Origin of the sequence: Brevundimonas sp. Leaf168 (assembly GCF_001423685.1) — a bacterium.
In the GTDB taxonomy this organism is placed as follows: Bacteria; Pseudomonadota; Alphaproteobacteria; order Caulobacterales; family Caulobacteraceae; genus Brevundimonas; species Brevundimonas vesicularis_C.
Genome location: NZ_LMOY01000013.1, coordinates 191,882 through 215,720 on the forward strand (window position 1 = coordinate 191,882; position 23,839 = coordinate 215,720).

Genomic DNA, 23,839 nt, shown 5'->3' on the forward strand with positions numbered 1-23,839 from the left:
CCGTGGGGTCTCGGCCCTTGCCGGATGGCGCGGGCCTAGAGGTTGAAAACGCGGTCGGGTTCTAGCCGGCCGGCCCGCAACTGACAGAGGGCGACGAGGGTCTGGCCCTGAAAGGCTGAAACCGTGCGCGAACCGCCGGTGAGACGATCCTTGAGGGTTTCCACCTGACGGGGGAGCAGAACGATCGGGCGTCCCTGCCGAAGCGAGAAGGCGTCCTGTTCATTCACGGCCAGTTCCGGGATGTCGTCCAGAGCGGTCGCGACGGCAAGCAAGCCTTCCGAGGCGGCGCCCCTATGCACCATTTCCTCCAGAGAATCCAGAGTGACGGCGTTTTGCGTGCTGAACGGCCCCACGCGCTCGCGTCTCAGGGCGCTGACATGACCCTCGGCGCCGAGGGCGGCGGCCAGATCGCGGGCCAGCGAGCGGACATAGACGCCCTTGCCGGTGCGGATGGTCAGTTCCACGTGGTCGGCGTCGGGCGCATCCGTCACCTCGGCCGAATGGATCGTCACCCGGCGGGCCTGAAGCTCGAACTCCACCCCGTCGCGGGCCAGGTCATAGGCGCGGGCGCCGTCCACCTTGATCGCGGAAAAGCGCGGCGGCGTCTGGTCGATCTCGCCGACGAAGGCAGGCAGGGCGGCTCTTACCTGATCGACCGTGGGACGCACGTCGGAGCGGCCGATAATCTCGCCCTCGCGGTCCACGCTGTCGGTCGAGACGCCCCAGTTGATGGTGAAGCGATAGACCTTCTGCGCCTCCATCATCATCGGCACGGTCTTGGTCGCCTCGCCCAGCGCGATGGGCAGGATGCCGCTGGCCAGCGGGTCCAGCGTTCCGGCGTGACCGGCCTTCTGGGCGTTGAACAGGCGACGGATGCGGCTGACGGCCTCGGTCGATCCCATCTCGAACGGCTTGTCCAGGCAGACCCAACCGTCGACGATGTCGCCCTTCTTCTTGCGAGCCATTATGCTTGGCCTACCGCGCTTCGCGCTACTTGAGGCCGGAGGATCACTGATCGCCCTCGTCGTCGCGGCGCTCCAGGTCGGCGCGCACGCGGGGGTCGTCGAACAGGCGGTCGATGTGGCTGGCGGCGTCGAAGCTTTCGTCGTGGCGGAACTTCAGGTCGGGCGTGAACTTCATGTCCAGGCGACGGCCCAGCTGGCCGCGCACGAATTTGGCGTGGACGTTCAGCGCCTTGATGATCTCGCTCTCATGGCCATTGGTCGGCGCGGCCTCGACGCCGGCGCCGAGAGGCTCGACGAAACAGGTGGCGTGTTTCAGGTCCGGCGACAGGCGCACCTCGGTCACGGTGATGGACACCCCGGCCAGGGCCTCGTCGCGGATATCCTCCTCGCGCAGGATGTCGACCAGGGCGTGACGGATCAGCTCGCCGGCGCGCAGCTGGCGCTGGCTGGGTCCGGCGGGGCCGGAGGCGTTGCGGGTGTGTTGCTTGTGGGCCATCGGCCTCTCCTTCTTGTTCGCCCGCTGGGGATCGGACCCGGCCGGATAGGCGAAAGTCGGGCGGTCTAGTCCCGCAGCGGGGGTCTGTCCAGTTTTCGCGCCCGTTCGGCGGTCCGAACCGAGCGCATCACCTCGCCCGAGGTGATGGCCGGAACAGGCCGGATCGCCACGCCGCCGGCGTTCAGGACACCGGCAGTCCAGTGATTGCACAGATGCAGGATGGAGAAGGTCTCGCGGCTGGCGAAGAAGCGCGCGTCGTCGCCGGGACGCAGGGCTGCGATGTGCGGCCGGCCGTTCGACAGATCAAGCGAGGCCTCGACCCGCGCGGCCAGACGATCGAACGCGGCGCGGCTCAAGGTCAGGGCGGCGCTGTCTTCGCCATAGGCAAGGCGCGGATCGTCGCGTCGAGGGGCCAGCATCAGCACCGATCGATTGCCGGGATGCAGAAAGGCGCGCGCCCCGTCGGGCAAGCGATCCGAAATCGGCCGCTGATCGACGTAGAATTTCGCATCGCCCCAGCCGATCAGTATCCAGTCGCCGGGCGCCAAGGATTGGACTGCAAGCGCCAGAGGACCGCCGCGGCGTTCAAGCGCGGCGCGCGGGACGGCGATATCGGTGTGAAAGCCGTTGTCGAGCACCTGAATGACGACGGGGTCTGTCGCCCGATCCGTCGCGCCGGGCCGGGTCCAGGTCAGAAGCGCCGCCGCCAGGCCGATCAGCGCCGCCAGCATCATGGCTCGCATCATCGGCTGAGGTCCAGCACGGCGCACAGGCGGTCGTCGGCCAGCAGGGCGCCCGGCGGCGGTCCCTGTCGCACCGGCATGAGGACGAAACCGTCGCGCCGCACGGCCAAGGCCAGCCATCCGACGGGATGACCGGCGCACAGCCGCGTGTCTTCGTCAGCCGTGACGCGCCGCACCTCAATCTGGGCCGTCGGCGGCACGGCCATGGCGTCGGTGAAACTTTTTGAGACGCTGGCCTGCTGATCCGCCTGAACCAGCCGATGCGGCGACGAGGTCAGGCGGCCGCCCGTGGTCGTGCTCAGCGCGCCGCCGTCCACGTCGAGCGCCATGTCGGACTTGGCCGCGACGTAGCGGCCGGACAGCACGACTTCCCCGACCTCGACCTGTCCGGACACGCGAGGTCTGGCAGAGGCGTCGATCGGCGCGATCAGGCGATTCAGAGCCGGTTCGACCACCATTGCGCCCAGCATGAACAGGCTGAAGGCGCCCGCGCCGACCGCCGCGATCCATTTCAGCGATGGGACGCCGGATGGCGGGGCGGTCGCGCTCATGCGGCCAATCTAGGGGAACAGGGGTTGAGGAATGGTCACCCGCCCCCAAGAACACTCTAGACTGAACGCCCTTAGTTGCGGCCGGGACGACGGGTCGGATCGCTGAGCTGGAACAGGCGCGCCGACAGGCCGGACGCGGGCCGCAGCGCGGTCAGCTGGGTCCGGGTGCGGGCGCCCTGAGGATCGGTGATGGTCCATTCCTGCAGCCGCATCGGATTGCCGGCGAAGGCCAGCACGACCTGACCGTCGTTCGGGCGGTTGGAATCCCGCGCCGTGATGGCGAATGCGCCCGAGGCCATCCGGGTCACGCGCTCGATACGCACGCCCTGATCCAGCCGCACATTGCGCGCCAGGAAGGTGGACAGCGGGGTGCGACCCAGCGGCACCTGCTGGAAGCTGTTCAGACGCGGGTCGTAGCGTTTGACGTTATAGCCGTCCGACACGACCAGCAGACCGGCGGGGTTGGTGTATTCGAACCGCATCTTGCCGGGACGCTGCAGATAGAAGCGGCCCTGGCGCGTCTGGCCGTTCGGGCCCGTTTCGGTGAAGGTCCCTTGCGCCGAGGTCAGGGCCTGAAGATAGCCCTGCGCCTGTTGCACCACGGCGCGATCCTCGGCCGACAGGTTGGACTGGGCATGGGCGGCGTCGAAGGCGCCCAGCGCGATCAGGCCGGTCGTCAGGCCGGCGCCCAGCAGCAGGCTGCGGCGGTGCAGATCGGCGGCCGGCAAGGCCAGGGTCTTGGTGCGCGAGGTCATGAAGTTCGTCTCCCGTTCGGGATGGTTGTCGATCCTGCCGTCTTGCCCGGTTGGCTTGGCGTCGGAATGACGCGAGCCTGACCATATTCCGGCGCTGCGATGAAGCCCTGTTCATCGAAATGCTGAAGCTTGGACGCGATAGCGGGTCAGACAACGGCTCCGAGCCGCAGCCGTTCCTCGATTGTTGTCACACCATCGGCGGAGGGCCGGCCAGGACGTCACGCTTGCCGGCGTGGTTGGCGGGGCTGACCACGCCTTCCTGCTCCATCCGCTCGATCAGGGAGGCGGCGCGGTTGTAGCCGATCTGGAGCCGACGCTGGACGTAGCTGGTCGAGGCCTTGCGGTCGCGGGTGACCACGGCGACGGCGCGGTCGTACAGGTCGTCGCCCGAGCCTCCGCCGCCGCTTTCGTCGAAACCGTTATCGCCGTCGCCGTCGGGCTCGTCGGTGATCAAATCCAGATAGTCGGGCTCGGCTTGGGCCTTCAGGTGTTTGCAGACGTCCTCGACCTCCTTGTCGTCGACGAACGGGCCGTGCAGGCGGGTGATCCGCCCGCCGCCGGCCATGTAGAGCATGTCGCCCTGGCCCAGCAGCTGCTCGCCGCCCTGTTCGCCCAGGATGGTGCGGCTGTCGATCTTGGACGTGACCTGGAAGGAGATGCGGGTGGGGAAGTTGGCCTTGATGGTGCCGGTGATGACGTCCACGGACGGGCGCTGAGTGGCCATGATCAGGTGTATGCCGGCGGCGCGGGCCATCTGGGCCAGACGCTGAACCGCGCCCTCGACGTCTTTGCCGGCGACCAGCATCAGGTCGGCCATCTCGTCCATGACGACGACAAGGAAGGGCAGGGGTTCGGGGCGGATCTTCTCGGACTCATAGACCGGGCGGCCCTGGTCGTCGAAGCCGGTCTGGACCGTGCGTTCGAAATGCTCGCCCTTAGCCTGGGCCTCGCGGGCGCGCTCGTTGTAGCTGGCGATGTTGCGCACCCCCAGTTTGGACATGCGGCGATAGCGGTCCTCCATCTCGCGCACGGTCCATTTCAGGGCGACGACGGCCTTTTTCGGATCGGTCACGACCGGCGCCAGCAGGTGCGGGATGCCGTCATAGACCGACAGCTCCAGCATCTTGGGGTCGATCATGATGAAGCGGCACTCCGCCGGGCTGTGGCGATACAGGATCGACAGGATCATGGCGTTGACCCCCACCGACTTGCCCGAGCCGGTGGTGCCGGCGATCAGCAGGTGAGGCATGCGCGCCAGGTCGGCGACATAGGGTTCTCCGCCGATGGTCTCACCAAGCGCCAAGGGCAGCAGGTGACCCTTCTTGTCGTATTCGGCGCTGGCCAGAAGGTCGCGCAGATAGACGGTCTCGCGCTTGGCGTTGGGCAGTTCGATGCCGATGGCGTTACGGCCCTGAACCACGGAAATCCGACAGGCGCGGGCGGACATCGACCGGGCGATATCGTCGGCCAGGGCGACCACGCGGCCGTGCTTCACGCCCGGCGCAGGCACCAGTTCGTACAGCGTCACGACAGGGCCGGGACGGATCTGGTCGATCACGCCGCGCACGCCGAACTCCTGCAGCACGCCTTCCAGCATCTTGGCGTTCTGTTTCAGGGAGTCCTCGTCCACCGAACCGACGCGCTGGGCCGGCTTGGTCAGGATGCCGAGCGGCGGCAGGTCGAAATCGCCCTCGGGCCGCACGAAGTCGAAAGCCTGCTGGTCCAAGTCGTCCTTGCGGACCTTGGGCGCCTTGACCGCAGCGACGCGCGGCTCGACCGGGCGGGCGGCCGAGGGGCGGGGCGCGGGCTGGACGGCGTCGTCCTCCCAAGGCGGCAGGTCGTCATAGGCGGTCTGAGGCGGCTCTTCGGAGTAGGTCGGGGCCAGCGGCGTCTCTTCCGGTGGGGCCGCGCGGGGCGCTCGGGCCTTGGCAGGCGCCTTTTCGCGGGCGGCCTGGGGCTTCGGCTGAGGCGGCGCGGGTGCGCGCAGCGACTGGCCCCAGTGCAGGACGTCCAGAAAATCCATGGCGCGCAGGCCGATGGCGAAACCGACCAGCCACAGCCCAGCGACCAGGAAGACGAGGCCAGCGATGATCCGACCGCCGGGAATATGCAGGGCGCCGATCCCGCGCGCCGCCAGGCCTGTCACCGCATCGCCCCACAAACCGCCCAGACCGGCGGCGAGCGGCCAGGCGGCGGGCGCGGCCAGGGCGGCGAGCGCGCTGGACAGCAGCAGCACCCCGCCGGTCGCAGCCAGGGCCTTCAGCGGCGTGGGCTTGAGCCTTTGCTGGATCGCATCGCCGACCGCGCGCGCCAGGCCGAAGGCGACCAGCAGCAGGGCGGCAGGCCAGGCCGCAAGGCCCAGCGATTGCATGAACAGGTCGGCGAACAGGGCCCCGTTCGCCCCAAGCCAGTTGGTCGTCGGCAGGCTGGAGGCGGCGTTCAGACTGGCGTCCGCCGGATTCCACGACACCAGGGCGACCAGCAGCAGGGTCGCCAGCAGCGCCTGCAAGACGCCCCTGAACCGCACCACGAAGGGCGCGTCCCACAGGATGCGGGCGCTGATCCAGGCCTGGCGGCCGATGACGAGGGCGGTGGACATGAAGGGTCGAACCTTCCGGCGGCTGACGTTCGACCGCCTTTGTCGCACCCACAGGGTTAAGGGGCTGTTTACCAGCTTGGCCTTGGCGAGGGACAAACCGTCCTCTGGACCTTTGGCCCCGACGGCGCGACAAGCCTGTCATGGCTGACATCGAACGCTACGACATCGTCATCGCCGGCGCGGGGCTGACCGGGGCGGCCTTCGCCCTGGCGGCGGCGCAAGCGCAGTTGAAGGTCGTGATGGTCGATCCGCAGCCGTTCAGCGCCCAGTTGGCGCCGACTTTCGACGGACGGTCGACCGCCGTGGCCTTTTCGACCTTCCGCATGCTGGACGCGCTGGGCCTGGGCGAAAGCCTTCGTCCCCACGCCTGTCGGATGGATCATATTCTGGTGACGGACGGGCGTCGGCCGGGCGCGGCCAGTCGGTCCGCCTCGCCCGCCTTCCTGCGCTTTGACGCCGACGAGATCGGAGGCCGCACCGGCGGCGAGCCGCTGGGCTATATGGTCGAGAACCGTCGCATCCGTGCGGCCCTGGCCGAGGCGGTGACGCGCGCGGGGATCGCGGTGCGGGCCCCGGCTTCTGTCGCCAGCGTCGCGACCGATGCGGGCAAGGCGACCGTGACCCTGGCCGACGGATCGACCCTGATCGCGCCCCTGGTCGTCGGCGCCGAGGGGCGAGGCTCGGCCGTGCGCCGCGCCGCCGCGATCGAGACTGTCGGCTGGGGCTATGGCCAGAGCGGCGTGGTGGCCACGGTGCGGCTGGGTCGCGACCACGGCAATGTCGCGCACGAATATTTCCTGCCCAGCGGCCCCTTCGCCGTCCTGCCTCTGACGGATCAGCGCGCCAGCCTGGTCTGGACCGAGACGACGCGACGGGGCGAGGCGCTGCGCGACGCCTCGAACGACGCCTTCCACGCCCATCTGATGCGGCGGTTCGGAGAGTTTCTGGATGGCGCGACGGTCGAGGGCCCGCGCTTCGTCTATCCGCTGTCGCTGAGCCTGGCGGAGAAGCTTATCGCGCCGCGCATCGCCTTGATCGGGGATGCGGCGCACGGTGTTCACCCCGTCGCCGGTCAGGGTCTGAACATGGGGCTGAAGGATGCGGCGGCTCTGGCCGAGGTGCTGGCCGAGGCCGCGCGTCTGGGCGAGGACATCGGGTCGGAAACCGTGCTGGAGCGTTACGCCCGCTGGCGCCGGTTCGACAACGCGGCCCTGGCGGCGGGGTTCGACGCCTTCGTGCGTCTGTTCTCGAACGACATCGCGCCGGTGCGTCTGGCGCGCGACCTGGGCATGGCGGCGGTCAACCGCATCGGCCCTCTGCGCCGCGCCTTCATGCAGGAGGCGGGCGGCGCGACAGGCGACTTGCCTCGCCTGCTGCGCGGCGAGGCCGTCGTCTAGTTCAACTGCATCCGCACGCGTTCGAAGGTCGTGAACCGCCGCGCCTCCTCGACGCCGTCCAGACCCTGAGCCCGCGCCAGGGCTTGCAGAGAGCCCGCGAGCGCCCCCTGCTTCTCGCGCGCCGAGGCGACATCGAGCCACGGCCGGTGGTCTTCGGGGTCCAGCAGGGCACGACGCAGGGCCGACCGCTCCGCGCCTTCATAATCCCGACCGCGAATGGCGCGGCTGAACAGCACGTTCTGCAGCCGGATCAGCGACTGACGATCCGTCACTGGCGCCATCAGAAGATCCAGCCGATCCGCGACGTGCGGCATCAGACCGGCGCGAAGCGCGCGCCGCGTCAGTTCGCTGGGCAGGATCAGCCGCCCCTGGCTGAACGGATCCAGGGCGACGGGACCTTCCGGCGTCTCGACGCGAACCATGAAATGGCCGGGAAAATCGACGCCGGCCGCCGTGATGCCGGCCGCGCGCGCCGCGTGCAGATAGAAGACCGCCAGCACGGCGGACAGGCCGCGCCGACGCTCGGCGACTGCGATGATGTCGGTGTTGTCGGGATGGTCGTAATGGATCAGGTCGCCGTTCAGCCGCAGGTCCGCGCACAGGGTTTCGGCCAGGGCCTCGTCGGGACCTTCGCCGCCAATCCGCTCCTTCAGCCGCTCGCAGGCGTTGCGGGCCAGGGCGCGAACAGGCTCGGGATCACGCAACGGATGGTCATGGATGGCGCAGGCGATCGCCGCCTCCAGCAGGGGGAAGGCGTCGTCTTCGGCCTGACCGGCGGCGGTCAGGACGGCCTCGGCCTCCTCGCGCGTCATGCGATCCCCTCGTCAGCGCCTCTCGACGCCGCGAAGATGACGTGGAACGCGCCAGGGAGCCAGCGCCACCATATCAATTCTCAATTCCAGACGTTGCAGGCCCGGCCGATTGCGCCGGATCGCCTCGCCCGCCGCGATCAGTCGATCGTACTGGACCGGCTTCAGCGCCAGCAGGGCCGCCTCCATCGTCGCGCGGCGCTTGACCTCGACCACCGCCAGCACCCGACCACGACAGACCAGCAGATCGATCTCGCCGGCCCGGCTCTTCAGACGGAAGCCGAGAACGCGATAGCCGCGCAGGATGAGCCAGAAGGCTGCGATCCATTCGGCGGCGTGACCGGACTTGAACGCCATCCCGCCCTTCGCCTGACGCCACGCCGCCTTGGAGCGACGGACCGGCGCGGGACGAGACAAGCGCTTCACTTGCCCTTCAGCTCCAGCGCCCGGCGATAAAGGGTTTTTCGGTTCAGACCCAAAGCCTTGGCGACCTCCGAGGCGGCGTCGCCGGTGGACAGGGTCTGAAGGGCGTCGATCAGGGCGGCGTCCGCGTCGGCTTCGGTCGCCTGGACCGCTTCGCCGGGGCCGACGACCACGACGATTTCGCCCTTGGGACTATCCAGACGGGGATCGACGGCCAAGTCGTCCAGCGTCCCGCGCACACACTCTTCATAGAGTTTGGTCAGTTCGCGGGCGACAGCGGCGGGGCGCGGGCCCAGCACGGCGGCCATGTCGGTCAAACTGTCCTTCAGGCGCGGCCCGCTTTCGAAGAAGACCAGCGTCTGGCGCTGGCTCTTCAAGCCTTCCAGCGCGGCGGTGCGGCCTGCCGTCTTGGGCGGCAGGAAGCCGGCGAACAGCACCCGGTCGGCGGGCAGGCCGGCGATGCACAGGGCGGCCAACAGACTCGAGGCGCCGGGGATCGGATGGACGGGCAGGCCTTCGGCGATCACCGCACGGGCGACGACGAAGCCGGGGTCGCTGACCAACGGCGTGCCCGCATCCGAAACCAGGGCCACCACCTGACCCTCACGCAGCCGTTCGATCGCCTGTTCGGCGGCGCGACCGGACGCATGGTCGTCGCAGCGTTCCAGCCTGGCCTTCAGACCATAGGCGCTCAGCAGTTTGGCGGTGACGCGGGTGTCCTCGGCCAGCACCAGATCGGCGGCGGCCAGCACGTCCAGCGCCCTCAGCGTCATGTCGCGCAGGTTGCCGATCGGCGTGGCGACCAGATAGAGGCCCGGCTCAACCCGCCGGGGCGGCGGGGCGGCGGGCGGAAATGGCGAGGCTTCGCTCAACGCTCGACCACGGCCGCGGGGGGACGCGGCGCCGAGGTCAGGCCCGAGCCCTGGAAGGCGGGACCGGCGTCATAGGCGGCGAAGGTGGCGGCGGTGATGATCTCGCTGACCGAGGCGCCCAGAGACACGATCTGCACCGGCTTCTCCAGACCGACCAGCAGCGGACCGATCACGGTCGCGCCGCCCAGGGCCTGAACCAGCTTGGTCGAGATGGCGGCCGAATGGATGGCGGGCATGACCAGGACGTTGGCCGGCTTGGTCAGGCGGTTGAAGGCGTAGGCGGCGTGACCCTTGGGATCCAGCGCGACTTCCGGCGGCATTTCGCCTTCGTATTCGAAATCGACGCCCTTCTTGTCCAGGATGCGGATCGCCTCACGAACCTTCTCGGCGCGGTCGCCGGGCGGGTTGCCGAAGGTGGAATAGGACAGGAAGGCCACGCGCGGATTGCGACCCAGCTTCCTCACCGTATCGGCCGCCTTGACGGCGATGTCGGCCAACTCCTCGGCGTTGGGCAGTTCATGAATCGTGGTGTCGGCGACGAACAGGGTGCGGCCCTTGGCCAGCAGGATCGACAGGCCGATCAGGGTGTCGTCCACGTCCAGCACGCGCTGGACCTCCTTCAGCGCCATGTTGAAGTTGCGTGTCACGCCCGCGACCATGGCGTCGGCCCGCCCTTTGGCGACCAGGGTGGCGGCGAAATAGTTGCGGTCCTGATTGATCATCCGCTGCACGTCTCGGCGCAGATAGCCCCGGCGCTGAAGTTTTTCGTACAGCCAGTCGGTGTCCTCGACATTGTGGTCGGAGACGCGGGCGTTGGTGATCTCGATGCCCAGCTCGTCGAAGTTCAGACCGGCCTCGGCGGCGTTCTGACGGATCAGATCCTCGCGGCCGACCAGGATCGGGGTGCCCAGATCGGCCTGTTTGAAGCCCCAGGCGGCGCGAATGACGGCGGGTTCTTCGCCCTCGGCGAAGACGACGCGCTTGTTCGGCCCGCCGCGCACGGCCGAGCTGATTTTCTGCATCAGGGCGGCGGACGGATCGACGCGCGAACGCAGCGCGTGACGATAGGCGTCCATGTCCTCGATCTGGACGCGGGCCACGCCGGTGTCCATCGCCGCCTGGGCGATGAAGGGCGGTATGTACCAGATCAGGCGCGGGTCGAAGGGCGTCGGGATGATGTAGTCCGGGCCGAACTTAAGCTTGCGTCCGCGATAGGCGGCGGCGACCTCGTCCGGCACGTCTTCGCGCGCCAGGGCAGCCAGGGCCTGGGCGCAGGCGATCTTCATCTCGTGGTTCACGCGGCGCGCCCGCACGTCCAGCGCGCCCCGGAACAGATAGGGGAAGGCCAGGACGTTGTTGACCTGGTTCACATAGTCCGAGCGGCCCGTGGCGATGATGGCGTCGGAACGCACAGACTTGACGTCCTCGGGCGTGATCTCGGGGTCGGGGTTGGCCATAGCGAAGATGATCGGATTGGGCGCCATAGAGGCGACCATCTCCTTGGTGATCGCGCCCTTGGCGGACAGGCCCAGCACCACGTCGGCGCCGACCATGGCCTTGGCCAGAGTGCGCAGGGGCGTATCGGTGGCGTGGGCGGCCTTCCACTGGTCCATGCCGTGGTCGCGACCCTTGTAGACGACGCCGTCGCGGTCGCAGATCACGGTGTTCTCGGCCTTGACGCCCGCGGCCTTCATCAGGGCGATGGAGGACAGGCCCGCCGCCCCGGCGCCGGCCAGAACGACCTTGATCTCGTCCAGCTTCTTGCCGGCGATATGGACCGCATTGATCAGGCCGGCGGTCGAGATGATGGCGGTGCCGTGCTGGTCGTCATGGAAGACGGGGATATCCAGCAGGTCCTGAAGCTCGCTTTCGATGACGAAGCATTCGGGGGACTTGATGTCTTCCAGATTGATGCCGCCCCAGGTGTCGCCGATGTTCTTGACGACGGTGATGAACTCGTCCGGGTCGGTGGTCTTAACCTCGACGTCGAAGCTGTCGACGTCGGCGAACCGTTTGAACAGGACCGACTTGCCCTCCATGACCGGCTTGGAAGCCATGTGACCCAGGTTGCCCAGGCCCAGGATCGCGGTGCCGTTCGAGATGACGGCGACCAGATTGCCCTTTGAGGTGTAGTCGTAGGCCTTGTCCGCATCGGCGGCGATGGCCAGGACCGGCACGGCCACGCCCGGCGAATAGGCCAGCGACAGGTCGCGCTGGGTCGCCATCGGCTTGGTCGGCGCCATGGAAATCTTGCCCGGCGTCGGGATGCGGTGGAAGTCCAGCGCTTCGTCGTCGGAGAAGGTTTGCTTTTCGGTCTGATCGGGCATCGGTCGTCCAGGGCGTCGGCGTGGCTGTAACCGTTCGTGTCCTAGAGGCTGGGACGGGCCGCGCCAACCCTTGACGCGGAGGAAGCCTGCGCAATCGGCCCGTAGACTTGCCTGCGCGTCAGCGTCAACGCCGTCAGATCGACAGCACGCCCGTCCGTTCGATCTCGACCGGCCCGGTCATCAGGACGTGATCGGTTTCCGCATCCCAGTCGATGAGCAGTTCGCCGCCATCGACGACGACCGTCGCCTTGCGTTCGGTCAGGCCGCGCCGCGCAGTGGCGACCAGGGCGGCGCAGGCGCCGGTGCCGCAGGCCTTGGTCAGGCCGGCCCCCCGCTCCCAGACCCGCAGACGGATGTGATCGCGGTCCAGCACGTTTGCGAACCCGACATTGACCCCTTGCGGGAACAGCGGGTGATGCTCGACCAGCGAGCCGGAACCGGTGACGAAGCCGTCGTCTTGGCGGTCGGTGAAGAAGACCACGTGCGGATTGCCCATGGAGACGGCGCCGGGCGTGTGCAAGATCGGCGCGTCGATCGGGCCGACCTGAAGCTCTATCCCGCGCGTGTCCATCTCTTCGGCCAGCGGCACCTGGGTCCAGCCCAGGCGAGGCTTGCCCATGTCCACGGTCACACGGTGGTCGCCGGCGCGCGTCGCCGTCGTCGGGCCGCCCGCCGTGTCGATCACCACGCGGTCCGACGCGTTCGCCTGCATCAACAGCCAGCCAACGCAGCGCAGGGCGTTGCCGCAGGTCTCCACCATCGATCCATCGGCGTTCCACACCCGCATGAAGGCGTCGGCCGTGTCTGACGGTTCGATGGCGATCAGCTGGTCGAAGCCTTCGCCCGTCTGGCGGTCGCCCAGCGCACGAATCTGGTCCTCGCCGGGAGCGAACGGCTGTTCCAGCGCATTGACGACGACGAAGTCATTGCCGGCGCCGTTCATCTTGACGAAAGGACGGGTCATGCAGGCCATATAGGCCCAACCCAGCGTCGCGGAAACCAGCGTGTCCCAGACCGAAACCGACCCCAAGGACAACGGCCTGCGACTGCGCGCCCGGCTGCGCTACCTGTATCACGGCAGTCAACGGCCGGCGGTGCGGTTCCGCTTGACCGTCATCGTGATCGACCTGGCGATCATCGGCTTTTTCCTTGCGGCGCCCATCCTGAAGAACATGGGCTGGGCCTTCTATGCGCTGGACTATTTCATCGCCGCCATCCTGGCCCTGGACCTGGCCGCGCGGGCCTATGCCTATGCCAACATCAAGGATTGGCTGAAGCGGCCGATCGTCTGGGTCGACCTGTTCGTGCTGGCGACCCTGCTGTTTCCGGCCTGGCTGTTCAATCTCGGCTTCCTGCGGATGCTGCGGCTGTGGACCCTGCTGAACTCGGACTTTTTCTGGCGCACCGTGGGGGCGCGGTTCGACGATACGCGGGTTGAAGGGATCGCGCGCGCCCTGGCCAATCTGATCACCTTCGTCTTCGTGGCGACCGGCTTCGTCTATGCGACCTTCAGGGGGCATGACGGCATCGCCGGCTATGTGGATGCGCTGTATTTCACAGTGGCCACCCTGACGACGACCGGATTTGGCGACGTCACCCTGCCGGGGCCGTGGGGGCGGTTGTTGTCCATAGCCGTCATGCTGGTCGGCATCACCCTGTTCCTGCGCCTCGCCCAGGCCCTGATCCGACCGCACAAGGTGCATTTTCCCTGCGATCGCTGCGGCCTGCAGAACCACGACCCCGACGCCGTCCACTGCAAGGCGTGCGGCAATCTGCTTTGCATTCCCGACGAGGGATGATGCGGCGCGTTCCGCCGGTGTGACAAAACGGTAAGGTCGCACGGCTTGCCGCACGGGAAGGCGTCGTTAAGGTGCCGGCTTCGTTTTCGGGGACCTGTCCATGATCCGTGCTTCCGCCGTCGCGCTTGCGACGCTTCTCGCCTCCACCAGCCTGACCTCGGTATCCATGGCCCAGACCCCCGCCTCCTCACCCGCCCCCGCATCTGGCGGTTTCGCGACCAGCGACGCGACCGATCCCTATCTGTGGCTCGAAGAGGTCGAGGGCGCGCGGGCGATGGAATGGGTCAAGGCCCACAACGAACGCACCTTCGCCGTGCTGCAGGGCGACGCGCGCTATGAGCCGCTGCACCAGCAGGCGCTGGAGATCGTCCAGGCCCAGGACCGCATCCCCTCGCCCGGCTTCACCCACGACGGCCATATCGACAACTTCTGGCAGGACGCCCAGCATGTGCGCGGGCTGTGGCGCCGCACGACGCTGGACAGCTATCGCACCGCCACGCCCGAGTGGCAGACCATCCTCGACATCGACGCCCTGGCGGCGGCCGAGGGCCAGAACTGGGTCTACAAGGGTTCGACCTGCCTTCAGCCCGAAGAACGCTATTGCCTGATCAGCCTGTCGAACGGCGGCAAGGACGCGGTGACCCTGCGCGAGTTCGACACGGTCGAGCGCAAGTTCGTCGACGGCGGCATCACCCTGCCGGAATCCAAGGGCGGCGCATCCTGGATCGACAAGGACACCCTGCTGATCTCGCGCGACTTCGGTCCCGGCACCCTGACCAACTCGGGCTATCCGATGGTGGTCAAGCGGATGAAGCGCGGCCAGACGCCCGACCAGGCCGAGACCCTGTTCACTGGCCAGCCGACCGACGTGTCGGTGTCCGGCTATACGCTGCGCGACGCCGATGGGGCGGTGAAGGCGACGCTGATCAACCGTTCGGTGGACTTCTATTCGTCCGAGACCTGGCGCCTGGGCGACGACGGCGCCCTGACCCAGCTTCAACTGCCGCCCAAGTCCGACATCACCGGCCTGGTCCAGGGGCAGCTTTTGGTGTCGCTGAAACAGGACTGGACCGCGCCTTCGGGTCAGGATTTCAAGACCGGCGACCTGATCGCCTGGCCGCTGGAGGCCTGGCTGGCCGACCAAGCGACCCCGGCTCAGCTGGTGCTGCGTCCGACCGAGCGCCAGGCCATCGAGGGCGTCAACGTCACGCGCAACCGGCTGGTCGTGGCCCTGTATGACAATGTGCGCGGTTCGGTGCGGGTCTACACGCCAGGCTCAGAAGGGAGTGGCGGCGAATGGGCGCACACGACGCTGGACCTGCCCCAGAACGTCTCGGTCGGCGTCGGTTCGGCTTCGGAGAAGGACGACAAGGTCTTTGTCAGCGTCACCGGCTATCTGAACCCGTCCAGCCTATGGCTGGCCGATGCGGCGACCGGCGCGGTGGATCAGGTCAAGTCCATGCCGGCCAAGTTCGACGCTGCCGGCATGACGGTCGATCAGCACGAGGCCCGTTCGGCCGACGGGACAATGATCCCCTATTTCGTGGTGCATAAGGCGGACATGCCGCTGGACGGCTCCAACCCCACGCTGCTGTACGGCTACGGCGGGTTCGAAAGCTCGCTGCTGCCGGGCTATTCGGCGACGGTCGGCAAGCTGTGGCTGGAGCGGGGCGGCGTCTATGTCATCGCCAATACGCGCGGCGGCGGCGAGTTCGGCCCGCGCTGGCACGAGGCGGCCCTGCAACAGAACCGCCAGCGCGCGCACGAGGACTTCCAGGCCGTGGCCTTGGACCTGATCGCCCGCGACATCACCAGCCAGCCCAAGCTGGGCATCATGGGCGGCTCGCAAGGCGGGCTGTTCATGGGCGCGATGCTGACCCAGCGGCCGGACCTGATCAACGCCGCCGTCATCCAGGTACCCCTGTTCGACATGCTGCGCTTCCACAAGCTGCTGGCCGGCGCCTCCTGGATCGGCGAATACGGCAACCCGGACATCCCCGAGCAGCGCGCCTGGATTCAGCAATATTCGCCGTATCAGAATCTGCGTGCGGGCCAGCCCTACCCCGAGGTCTTCATTCATACCTCGACCAAGGACGACCGCGTCCATCCAGGCCATGCCCGCAAGGCGGCGGCACGCCTTGAGGAGCTGGGCTATCCGGTCCTGTTCTACGAAAACGTCGATGGCGGCCACGCAGCCGGGGCGAACCTGCGCGAAACCGCGCGTCGCCTGGCGTTGGAATACACCTATCTGTCGCGCCGCCTGATGGACACGCCGGCGCAGGAATAGTCCTTCTACAATCCTCCCCCATGAAGCGCAGCGAAATGGGGGAGGGGGACCACGAAGTGGTGGAGGGGGCGACCCCGCGCACCGTGTCTGGTTCCGCCCCCTCCACCGCCTGACGGCGGTCCCCCTCCCCCGCGACGCGGGGGAGGATCAGATTTGCGGAGTTCAAGCCATGCGTCACCTGATCCTGTCCGCCGCGATTCCGGCGATTTTGATGGGGGCCTGCGCCACCGCGCCTGCCACAAATGACGCTTGGGTGACTTTTGACCCAGAGCGCATGGGGCCGCCGCCCCACTTCCCCCGCGATCTGACCCCGGCGGGCGTCGCGGCGGCCGACGACCATCTGGCGCTGGAGCAGGTGGACGGGGCCGAGGCCATGGCCTTCGTCGCCGAGGAGAACCGAAAGTCCCTCGCCGTCTTGACCGGCGACCCGCGCTACGAGACCTTCCGCGCCGAGGCCCAGGCGATCCTGACCGCCACCGACCGCATCCCCAGCCCGTCCTTCCTGGGCGACGGCGTCGGCAACTTCTGGCAGGACGCGACCAATCCCAAGGGCGTCTGGCGTCGCACGACGCTGGACAGCTACCGCACTGCGACGCCGCAGTGGGAGACCCTGCTGGACATCGACGCCCTGTCCAAGGCCGAGGGCAAGGACTGGGTGTTCAAAGGCGCCGACTGTCTGGCGCCGGACGACACCCGCTGCCTGATCAATCTGTCCGACGGCGGCAAGGACGCGGTGGTCGTGCGCGAGTTCGACCTGACCACCAAGCGCTTCGTCGATGGCGGGTTCAACCTGGCCGAGGGCAAGCACCGCATCGAATGGCTGGATCGCGACACGCTTCTGGTCGCCACCGACTTCGGCGCCGGAACCATGACGGAGTCCGGCTATCCCTTCATCGTCAAGACGCTCAAGCGCGGCCAGACCCTGGCCCAGGCGGCCGAGGTCTATCGCGGCGAACAGGGCGACGGCGGCTATGGCGTCAGCCCCGCCGTCTATCGCGACAAGGACGGCAATGTGACGGCCGTCATCATTACCCGCCCGCTGGACACCTTCCGGTCGGAGACGTGGAGCCTGGGCCACGATGGTAAAACGACTCAGCTTCGTCTGCCCGCCCGCGTCTCGGTCTACGGCGTCCTGAACGACGCCCTGATCTTCTCGCCGGAAGAGAACTGGAATCTACCCAGCGGAGGGGCGTTCAAGGGCGGCGACCTGCTGTCGATAGCGCTCGAGGTGCTTCAAGCGCGCGAAGATCAGGTCATTATCAGCAACGCTGCGCCGCTGATATTCTCGCCCAATGCGCGCCAAGCGGTGGGCGATGTGCGCGTTTTGTCGGACCGTGTGGTCGTTTCCTACACCGACAACGTTCGGGGCAGGGCTGCTGTGTTTCAGGACAGGGGTGAGTGGGGTTGGCCACGTAAGGACATCACCGTCCCCGACAATCTCGCGGTCGGTCTGGGCGACTCGTCCAAATCACGCGGCGAGGTCTTCGTCTCGACCCAGGGCTTCCTCGTTCCACCGACTCTCAGCCTGGCCGATGCGCACGCCGCGAGCCTGATCGCGCTGAAGTCGGCCCCGGCAAAGTTCGACGCGTCTCGCGACGTGACCGAACAGTTCGAGGCGACCTCGACCGACGGGACGAAGATTCCCTATTTCGTCACCCGCCCGCGCGACATGAAGCTGGACGGGTCGAACCCGACCGTCATGCTGGGCTATGGCGGTTTCCAGGTCAGCCTGAACCCGGCCTACAAGCCTGAGATGGGCAAGCTGTGGCTGGAGCGGGGCGGCGTCTTCGTGCAGGCCAACATTCGCGGCGGGGGCGAGTTCGGACCCGACTGGCACCAAGCCGCACTGGACGGAAATCGCCAGAAGGCCTTTGACGACTTCGCCGCCGTGGCGCGCGATCTGGAACAGCGCGGGATCACCAGCCCGCGTCGTCTGGGCATCTATGGTCGGTCGAACGGCGGGGTCCTGACCTCGGTGTCGATCACCCAGCACCCTGAACTGTTCAACGCGGCGGTGATCGAGAGCCCGCTGGTGGACATGCTGCGCTATCACGAACTGCCGGCCGGGGCGTCATGGATCGGGGAATACGGCGACCCGCGCATCCCGGAAGAGGCCGCGTGGATCGCCAAATACTCCGCCTATCAGCAGCTCCGTCCGGGCCAGCCCTATCCGCGCGTCTATCTGACAACCAACACCCGCGACGACCGGGTCCATCCCGGCCATGCGCGCAAGTTCGCCGCGCGCTTGGGCGATATGGGCTATGACCACCTCTATTATGAGGACACGGCCGGCGGTCACTCCAACGACGCCGACCCGGTCGCCAACGCCCGTCGCTGGGCCCGCCACTATGTCTATCTGTCGCAACAGCTGATGGATTGAGGCTTGTTCCTGGGGGCTATCGCGCTTTGCGCTGCTTGAGCCCCGATTGGCTCACGCGAATATGAGGCGCTCCATTGCAGCCCAAGGGCTAAGAACGACGGCATGAACACCAAGGGCTGGATCATCGCGGGCACGGTCATGGCGGGCGCCCTCATGTCCGTCGCCTCGGCGGCCCAGCCGGCGGCGGGGCGTCCGCCGCTTGCGCCGCGTCATGCGTCGGCCAGCGGCCCGCCGGTCGTCGTGGAACTGTTCACCGCCCAGGGCTGCGGCGGCTGCATCGAGGCCAATGCGGCGGTGGAGAAGGCGGCGGCCCAGCCAGGCGTGATCGCCCTGACCTATGGCGTCGACTACTGGGATTACCTCGGCTGGACCGACACCTTCGCCCGGCCGGAGTTCGTTCAGCGCCAGCGCGCCTATCGCGCCGCCCTGCGCCAGCGCGGCGTCTCGACGCCCCAGGTCGTGATCGACGGCCGACGTCAGGTGTCGGGGGCCCGCAGCGTCGAGCTTGAAACCGCCATCGATCAGGAGGCGGTCCGTCAGGCTTGGCCGCCGGAAATCGAATTCCGCGAGAACGGAGCCGGCGTCGGCGTCGGTTCCGGCCGCGCGCCGGTCGGCGGCGCCGAGGTGGTGGCGGTGACCTATACGCCCGGCCCTCAGGTGGTCGAGGTCCGCCAGGGCGAGAACCGCGGCCAGGCCGTGCGGCACATGAACGTCGTGCGCGGTGTGACGCGCCTGGGCGAATGGCGCGGCCGCCCGATGCTCTACGCCCTGCCGTCCGCCCGCCCCGGCGAGGCCGTGGCGGTGCTGGTGCAAGGCAAGACGGACAAGCGCATCCTGGGCGCCGCCGTCAGGGACTAGGCGCCTGCCTGCTTCGCAAAGGCCCACGCCGCGTCGCTGAGCGGACCGACCTGGGCCGCCATGGTCCTGGCGTGGGCGCTGGCGGCCGTGCCGTCGCGGACCCGGCCGGCGATGCCCTGACAGATGGCCGCCAAGCGGAACAGATTATAGGCGTAGAGCCAGTCGAGATTGGCGGGCCGCATGCCTGTCGCCGCGGCGTAGCGTTCGACGGTCTCCTCGACGGACGGGATGCCCAGGGCCTCCAGATCGGCGCCGGCGAGGCCGTTGCGCAGCGAAGCCGGAATGGCCCAGGCGATCAGCAGATAGGAGAAGTCGGCCATCGGATCGCCCAAGGTCGATAGCTCCCAATCCAGCACGGCGCGAACCTCTGCTCGGTCCGGCGCCAGGATCATGTTGTCGAGACGAAAGTCGCCGTGGACGATGCGGCTGGGGCCCTCGGCCGGGAGGCTTTCGGGCAGGAAGGCGATCAGCCGGTCCATCGCCGGAACCGGCTCGGTCTCAGACGCATGGTACTGCTTGGTCCAACGGGCGACCTGACGCGCGAAATAGTTTCCGGCCTTGCCGTAGTCGCCCAGGCCGATGGCGGCGGGATCGAAGGCGTGCAGCCGAGCCAGCGTGTCCGTCTGGGCCTCATAGACGGCGCGCCGCTCCATGGGCGTCAGGCCGGGCAGCTTCAAATCCCAGAAGATCCGACCCTCGACCTTGTCCATCACATAGAAGATCGAGCCGATGACCGTCTCGTCCAGGCATAGGGCATGAGGCTTGGCGACGGGGAAGCCTTGCGCGGCCAGAGCCGAGATGATCTGGAACTCGCGATCCACGGCGTGGGCGCTGGGCAGCAGGACGCCGGGCGGTTTGCGACGCAGCACATAGGCGTGCGTGGGCGTCACCAGTTCATAGGTCGGGTTCGACTGGCCGCCTTTGAATTGTCGCACCGTGAGCGGGCCGGCGTATCCCGAGACGTGGGCGCGCATCCAGGCATCCAGCGCCGCCTCGTCCAGGCGATAGCGCGGATCGACCTCGCGCGTGCCGGAAAAGGCGCTTTGGGCGTCCAGCGGGGCGGCGTCGGTCATGCGGCGGTCCTCGTCGTTTCCTTGAGCCGTCCGGATCTCACGCCCGGTCCGACGCGGCGATGATGGCGGCCTTCACGGCCCGACGCCAGCCGGAAAGCAGACGCTCGCGCTCGTCCGCCTTCATGCGTGGTTTCCAGCAGGCGGGCGCCTCGGCCGGGCGCGCCTCCAAGTCCGGCAAAAGGCCGACGCCCAGGGCCGCCAGGCGCGCGGCGCCCAGGGCCGTCATCTCCTGGAAGGCAGGACGCTCCACCTCGACCTCGCAGATGTCGGCGACGAACTGCATGGCGAAACTGTTGGCGGTGACGCCGCCGTCCACCTTCAGCGTCTTCAGAGGCGGGGCGCCATCGGCGGCCAGGGCGTCGAGTAGGTCGCGCGTCTGATAGGCCAGGGCCTCCAGCGCGGCGCGCACGAAATGGGCCGGACCGGAATCCCGTGTCAGCCCGACGATGGTCCCGCGCGCCTCCGGCTCCCACCACGGCGCGCCCAGACCCGTGAAGCCGGGGACCATATAGACCCCGCCGTTGTCCTTGAGGGTCTGCGCCATCGCCTCCGACTGGCGCGATTCCGAGATCAGCCCGACCCCGTCTCTCAGCCACTGGATCGCCGAGCCGGCCGAGAAGATCGATCCCTCCAGCGCATAGGCGGTCTGGCCGTCGGCCTGATAGCCGAGCGTGCCCAACAGACGCCGTGTCGAGGCCACGGGCTCCGCGCCAACATTGGCGACCAGAAAGGCGCCGGTGCCATAGGTGATCTTGGCGTCCCCGGCCTTCAGCGCCCCATGCCCGACCAGGGCCGCCTGCTGGTCCCCCGCCGATCCGGCGATGGGCAGAGGCTGGCCGAACATCGCCGGATCGCTCTCGCCGATCACACCCGCGCAAGGGACGATGTCAGGCAGGGCTTCGCGCGGGATGTCGAACAAGGCGCACAGGTCGTCACGCCATTCGACCGTCCTCAGATCCATCAGCGACGTGCGTGATGCATTGGTCGCATCGGTGGCGTGGACCCGGCCGCCGGTCAGCTTCCAGATCAGCCAGGCGTCTATCGTGCCCAGCTTGACCTCGCCCTTCGTCGCACGCTCCCGCGACCCGGGCACGGCGTCCAGGAGCCAGGCGAACTTGGTCGCCGAGAAGTAGGGATCGAGGATCAGGCCGGTGGCGGTCTGGACTATCGGCTCGTTGCCCTGGGCCGTCAGACGGGCGGTGACGTCGGCGGTGCGGCGATCCTGCCAGACGATGGCGCGATGCAGCGGCTCGCCGGTCGCCGCGTCCCAGATCACGGCCGTTTCGCGCTGATTGGTGATGCCGATGGCGTTGAAGCGGGCGACGCCTCCGGTCTTGCGCACCACCTCTCGACAGGTCTGGAGCGTCGCGGTCCAGATTTCGGCCGCGTCATGCTCGACCCAGCCGGACTTGGGGAAATGCTGGGCCAGCTCGATCTGGCTGACCGCGGCGGGCCTTAGATCCCCTTTTTCTTCGCCTACCGCGCTTCGCGCGGCTTGAGGCGCGACCTCGAAGGCGATGGCGCGGGTCGAGGTCGTGCCCTGGTCGATGGCGAGGATCAGGCTCATGGTTCTCTCCCGGCTGCGTCTTGGGCTAAGGGGAGCATATGACGACGCACCTGCCCAGCTATGAAGGCGTTCTCGACGCCGCCCGCCAGATCGATGGTGTCGCCGTCCGCACGCCCCTGCTCGAAAGCCCCGCCCTGAACGCGGCGGTCGGCGGGCGGGTTCTGATGAAGGCCGAAAGCCTGCAACGGGCTGGGGCCTTCAAGTTTCGCGGCGCCTACAACCGCATCAGCCGACTGACCGACAAGGAGAAGGCGCGCGGCGTCGTCGCCTTCTCGTCCGGGAACCATGCCCAGGGGGTCGCCGCCGCCGCCACCATGGTCGGGACGCCGGCGATCATCGTCATGCCGTCGGATTCGCCCAGGGTGAAGGTCGAGGGCGTGATCGGCTTCGGCGGCGAGGTGCGCTTCTACGACCGCTGGACTGAAAGCCGCGAGGCCATCGGCGCGGCCATCGCCGCCGAGCGTGGCTCGATCCTGGTTCCGCCGTTCGATGATCCCTTCATTATCGAGGGCCAGGGGACGGCGGCGCTGGAAATGGTGGATCAGGCGGATGCGCCCTTCGACCAGCTGCTATGCGGGGCGTCCGGCGGCGGGTTGATGGCCGGGATCAATCTGGTCATGGCCGAACGCAGTCCGGCGACAAAGGTGTTCGTGGTCGAGCCGGAAGCCTTCGACGACACGGCGCGGTCGCTGGCGGCCGGAGAGCGGGTCGGTCATCCACAGGGCGCGCCCTCGATCTGCGACGCCCTGATGTCGCCGATGCCGGGTGTGCTGACCTGGCCGATCAACCGGCGGCTGGCGGGGGCGATCACCGTCTCGGACGGCGAGGTCGCCGAGGCGATGCGGTTTGCGTTCCGCCATCTCAAGATCGTCCTCGAACCGGGCGGCGCCGTTTCGCTCGCGTCCCTGCTTGCCGGAAAGATCGAGACGAAAGGACGGACGACGGCCATCGTCCTTTCGGGCGGCAACGTCGATCCGACACTGTATGCCGAGATCATCGAGGGGCGCTTTAGCGGCTGAGGATCTTTTCTTCGTGACAAGGGTCGGCCAACCTCACATCAAATGAACTGAGGAAACGCACAATGACCCAGGTTAGTGAACTTCAAGCATTGATCGGTCAGGAGGTTGGGGTGTCGAAATGGTTCGACGTCACTCAGGCCCGGATCGACGCCTTCGCCGATTGCACCGAAGACCACCAGTTCATCCATGTCGATCCGGAAGCGGCCAGGGCCACGCCATTCGGCGGGACAATCGCGCACGGCTTTCTGACCCTGAGCCTCGCTTCAGCCATGAGCTATGACGCCGTGGCGCCGCTGGATGGCGTCGTGATGGGCGTGAACTACGGTTTCGACAAGCTGCGGTTCCTGGCGCCGGTGCCGGCGGGATCACGCATTCGCGGTCGCTTCAAGCTTTTATCGGCCGACGACAAGGGCGACGGACGCTGGTTGCTTAAGCACGAACTGACGGTCGAGATCGACGGGGCCGACAAGCCGGCGCTGATAGGAGAGTGGCTCGGGATGCAGATGGTCGATCCAAAGATCGAGCCGTGACACTCGCATAGGTTAGAGTGTCTCGCTGCGGGAGATTGTGACGCATCAACGGCTAGAGATTAACTATTCTGTGCGTGGACGCCAAATTCATCTGTATCATCAAGGCCACGGTATCGCCTTTGCTGATCGATGCCGTCACGTTTCCGCCTCGACCTTATACAGCAAGGCTGGTAAGACCCGCGTAGGCGGTAGACCCGCCCCCTACTATAACAGAGGCGGAGGGATACCCCCCTATGCGTATGAAGACTTTCGTGCTGGCCTCCAGCGCAGCGGCCGCCCTGGCCCTGTCGGCTGGCGCCGCATCGGCAGAACCCAATGGCTGGTACGGCGCCATCGACGCCGGCTATCGCGTCATGGACGATATTAACATGGAGGCCGCTTCGACTGGC

The 23,839-nt window shown here is 67.6% G+C and carries 20 protein-coding genes; 7 read left to right on the forward strand and 13 right to left on the reverse strand.

The annotated features are described in order from the left end of the window. Window positions 1–35: 35 nt before the first annotated feature. The 6 genes from truB to ASF81_RS14215 form a co-directional block, all read right to left on the reverse strand. Window positions 36–965 carry a tRNA pseudouridine(55) synthase TruB gene (truB, locus tag ASF81_RS14190; protein WP_055809762.1) on the reverse strand — a complete coding sequence of 310 codons (930 nt, stop codon included), beginning with the start codon at window positions 963–965 and terminating at the stop codon, window positions 36–38. Window positions 966–1,008: 43 nt separating this feature from the next. Further along, window positions 1,009–1,461 carry a 30S ribosome-binding factor RbfA gene (gene rbfA, locus ASF81_RS14195; RefSeq protein WP_055809765.1) on the reverse strand — a complete coding sequence of 151 codons (453 nt, stop codon included), beginning with the start codon at window positions 1,459–1,461 and terminating at the stop codon, window positions 1,009–1,011. A gap of 65 nt (window positions 1,462–1,526) precedes the next feature. Beyond that, window positions 1,527–2,207, reverse strand: coding sequence for a DUF2459 domain-containing protein (locus ASF81_RS14200; protein WP_055809768.1), 681 nt, complete (start codon window positions 2,205–2,207; stop codon window positions 1,527–1,529). Beyond that, on the reverse strand, window positions 2,204–2,755 hold the full coding sequence (locus tag ASF81_RS14205; protein ID WP_055809772.1) for a hypothetical protein: 552 nt from the start codon (window positions 2,753–2,755) through the stop codon (window positions 2,204–2,206). Before ASF81_RS14205 ends, ASF81_RS14200 begins: the two co-directional genes overlap by 4 nt. Window positions 2,756–2,826: 71 nt before the next feature. Next, the gene (locus ASF81_RS14210) at window positions 2,827–3,510 is read right to left on the reverse strand and encodes an outer membrane lipoprotein carrier protein LolA (protein WP_055809775.1); all 684 of its coding nucleotides are present in this window, start codon (window positions 3,508–3,510) and stop codon (window positions 2,827–2,829) included. Window positions 3,511–3,697: 187 nt separating this feature from the next. Further along, a complete protein-coding gene (locus ASF81_RS14215; protein ID WP_055809779.1) occupies window positions 3,698–6,109 on the reverse strand; it encodes a DNA translocase FtsK in 2,412 nt (803 codons plus the stop codon). Between the two features lie 140 nt (window positions 6,110–6,249). Between ASF81_RS14215 and ASF81_RS14220 the strand changes: the two genes are divergently transcribed. Then, a complete protein-coding gene (locus tag ASF81_RS14220) occupies window positions 6,250–7,506 on the forward strand; it encodes a UbiH/UbiF/VisC/COQ6 family ubiquinone biosynthesis hydroxylase (protein WP_055809784.1) in 1,257 nt (418 codons plus the stop codon). Here the strand turns inward: ASF81_RS14220 and ASF81_RS14225 are convergent. The 5 genes from ASF81_RS14225 to dapF form a co-directional block, all read right to left on the reverse strand. After that, window positions 7,503–8,318 carry a SirB1 family protein gene (locus ASF81_RS14225; RefSeq protein WP_039246771.1) on the reverse strand — a complete coding sequence of 272 codons (816 nt, stop codon included), beginning with the start codon at window positions 8,316–8,318 and terminating at the stop codon, window positions 7,503–7,505. The two genes, ASF81_RS14220 and ASF81_RS14225, sit on opposite strands and share 4 nt — an antisense overlap. A gap of 12 nt (window positions 8,319–8,330) precedes the next feature. Further along, entirely contained in the window at window positions 8,331–8,732 is a 402-nt protein-coding gene (locus tag ASF81_RS14230) for a YraN family protein (RefSeq protein ID WP_200932981.1), read from the reverse strand. A gap of 5 nt (window positions 8,733–8,737) precedes the next feature. Then, window positions 8,738–9,610: a 16S rRNA (cytidine(1402)-2'-O)-methyltransferase gene (rsmI, locus tag ASF81_RS14235; protein WP_055809787.1), complete on the reverse strand. Its 873-nt coding sequence runs from the start codon at window positions 9,608–9,610 to the stop codon at window positions 8,738–8,740. Then, window positions 9,607–11,937, reverse strand: a complete 2,331-nt coding sequence (locus ASF81_RS14240; RefSeq protein WP_055809790.1) for an NADP-dependent malic enzyme — start codon at window positions 11,935–11,937, stop codon at window positions 9,607–9,609. The genes rsmI and ASF81_RS14240 overlap by 4 nt, the downstream gene beginning before the upstream one ends. Before the next feature lie 133 nt (window positions 11,938–12,070). Further along, complete coding sequence (gene dapF / locus ASF81_RS14245; RefSeq protein WP_055809852.1) at window positions 12,071–12,901, reverse strand: diaminopimelate epimerase; 831 nt, start codon at window positions 12,899–12,901, stop codon at window positions 12,071–12,073. A 40-nt stretch (window positions 12,902–12,941) separates the two neighbouring features. Between dapF and ASF81_RS14250 the strand changes: the two genes are divergently transcribed. From ASF81_RS14250 to ASF81_RS14265, 4 genes are all read left to right on the forward strand, one after another. Further along, entirely contained in the window at window positions 12,942–13,736 is a 795-nt protein-coding gene (locus ASF81_RS14250) for a potassium channel family protein (protein ID WP_055809794.1), read from the forward strand. 100 nt (window positions 13,737–13,836) lie between these two features. After that, on the forward strand, window positions 13,837–16,023 hold the full coding sequence (locus tag ASF81_RS14255; protein ID WP_055809797.1) for a prolyl oligopeptidase family protein: 2,187 nt from the start codon (window positions 13,837–13,839) through the stop codon (window positions 16,021–16,023). Between the two features lie 169 nt (window positions 16,024–16,192). Next, entirely contained in the window at window positions 16,193–18,403 is a 2,211-nt protein-coding gene (locus tag ASF81_RS14260) for a prolyl oligopeptidase family protein (RefSeq protein ID WP_055809800.1), read from the forward strand. Window positions 18,404–18,505: 102 nt separating this feature from the next. Then, entirely contained in the window at window positions 18,506–19,261 is a 756-nt protein-coding gene (locus ASF81_RS14265) for a thioredoxin family protein (protein ID WP_055809802.1), read from the forward strand. On the opposite strand, the gene ASF81_RS14270 is transcribed toward ASF81_RS14265, so the two are convergent. Next, window positions 19,258–20,334 carry a phosphotransferase family protein gene (locus tag ASF81_RS14270; protein ID WP_055809805.1) on the reverse strand — a complete coding sequence of 359 codons (1,077 nt, stop codon included), beginning with the start codon at window positions 20,332–20,334 and terminating at the stop codon, window positions 19,258–19,260. The genes ASF81_RS14265 and ASF81_RS14270 overlap by 4 nt on opposite strands. 37 nt (window positions 20,335–20,371) lie before the next feature. Further along, window positions 20,372–21,901, reverse strand: coding sequence for a glycerol kinase GlpK (gene glpK, locus ASF81_RS14275; RefSeq protein ID WP_055809808.1), 1,530 nt, complete (start codon window positions 21,899–21,901; stop codon window positions 20,372–20,374). 38 nt (window positions 21,902–21,939) lie between these two features. Between glpK and ASF81_RS14280 the strand changes: the two genes are divergently transcribed. Both ASF81_RS14280 and ASF81_RS14285 read left to right on the forward strand, forming a co-directional pair. Next, a complete protein-coding gene (locus tag ASF81_RS14280) occupies window positions 21,940–22,920 on the forward strand; it encodes a threonine/serine dehydratase (protein ID WP_055809812.1) in 981 nt (326 codons plus the stop codon). Window positions 22,921–22,982: 62 nt separating this feature from the next. Further along, entirely contained in the window at window positions 22,983–23,450 is a 468-nt protein-coding gene (locus ASF81_RS14285; protein ID WP_055809814.1) for a MaoC family dehydratase, read from the forward strand. Window positions 23,451–23,839 lie beyond the last annotated feature (389 nt).

Bases quoted from the DNA above. Each gene is read 5' to 3' on its own strand.
- truB (WP_055809762.1), bottom strand. From the start codon at position 965: ATGGCTCGCAAGAAGAAGGGCGACATCGTCGACGGTTGGGTCTGCCTG.
- rbfA (WP_055809765.1), bottom strand. From the start codon at position 1,461: ATGGCCCACAAGCAACACACCCGCAACGCCTCCGGCCCCGCCGGACCC.
- ASF81_RS14200 (WP_055809768.1), bottom strand. From the start codon at position 2,207: ATGATGCGAGCCATGATGCTGGCGGCGCTGATCGGCCTGGCGGCGGCG.
- ASF81_RS14205 (WP_055809772.1), bottom strand. From the start codon at position 2,755: ATGAGCGCGACCGCCCCGCCATCCGGCGTCCCATCGCTGAAATGGATC.
- ASF81_RS14210 (WP_055809775.1), bottom strand. From the start codon at position 3,510: ATGACCTCGCGCACCAAGACCCTGGCCTTGCCGGCCGCCGATCTGCAC.
- ASF81_RS14215 (WP_055809779.1), bottom strand. From the start codon at position 6,109: ATGTCCACCGCCCTCGTCATCGGCCGCCAGGCCTGGATCAGCGCCCGC.
- ASF81_RS14220 (WP_055809784.1), top strand. From the start codon at position 6,250: ATGGCTGACATCGAACGCTACGACATCGTCATCGCCGGCGCGGGGCTG.
- ASF81_RS14225 (WP_039246771.1), bottom strand. From the start codon at position 8,318: ATGACGCGCGAGGAGGCCGAGGCCGTCCTGACCGCCGCCGGTCAGGCC.
- ASF81_RS14240 (WP_055809790.1), bottom strand. From the start codon at position 11,937: ATGCCCGATCAGACCGAAAAGCAAACCTTCTCCGACGACGAAGCGCTG.
- dapF (WP_055809852.1), bottom strand. From the start codon at position 12,901: ATGACCCGTCCTTTCGTCAAGATGAACGGCGCCGGCAATGACTTCGTC.
- ASF81_RS14255 (WP_055809797.1), top strand. From the start codon at position 13,837: ATGATCCGTGCTTCCGCCGTCGCGCTTGCGACGCTTCTCGCCTCCACC.
- ASF81_RS14260 (WP_055809800.1), top strand. From the start codon at position 16,193: ATGCGTCACCTGATCCTGTCCGCCGCGATTCCGGCGATTTTGATGGGG.
- ASF81_RS14265 (WP_055809802.1), top strand. From the start codon at position 18,506: ATGAACACCAAGGGCTGGATCATCGCGGGCACGGTCATGGCGGGCGCC.
- ASF81_RS14270 (WP_055809805.1), bottom strand. From the start codon at position 20,334: ATGACCGACGCCGCCCCGCTGGACGCCCAAAGCGCCTTTTCCGGCACG.
- glpK (WP_055809808.1), bottom strand. From the start codon at position 21,901: ATGAGCCTGATCCTCGCCATCGACCAGGGCACGACCTCGACCCGCGCC.
- ASF81_RS14280 (WP_055809812.1), top strand. From the start codon at position 21,940: ATGACGACGCACCTGCCCAGCTATGAAGGCGTTCTCGACGCCGCCCGC.
- ASF81_RS14285 (WP_055809814.1), top strand. From the start codon at position 22,983: ATGACCCAGGTTAGTGAACTTCAAGCATTGATCGGTCAGGAGGTTGGG.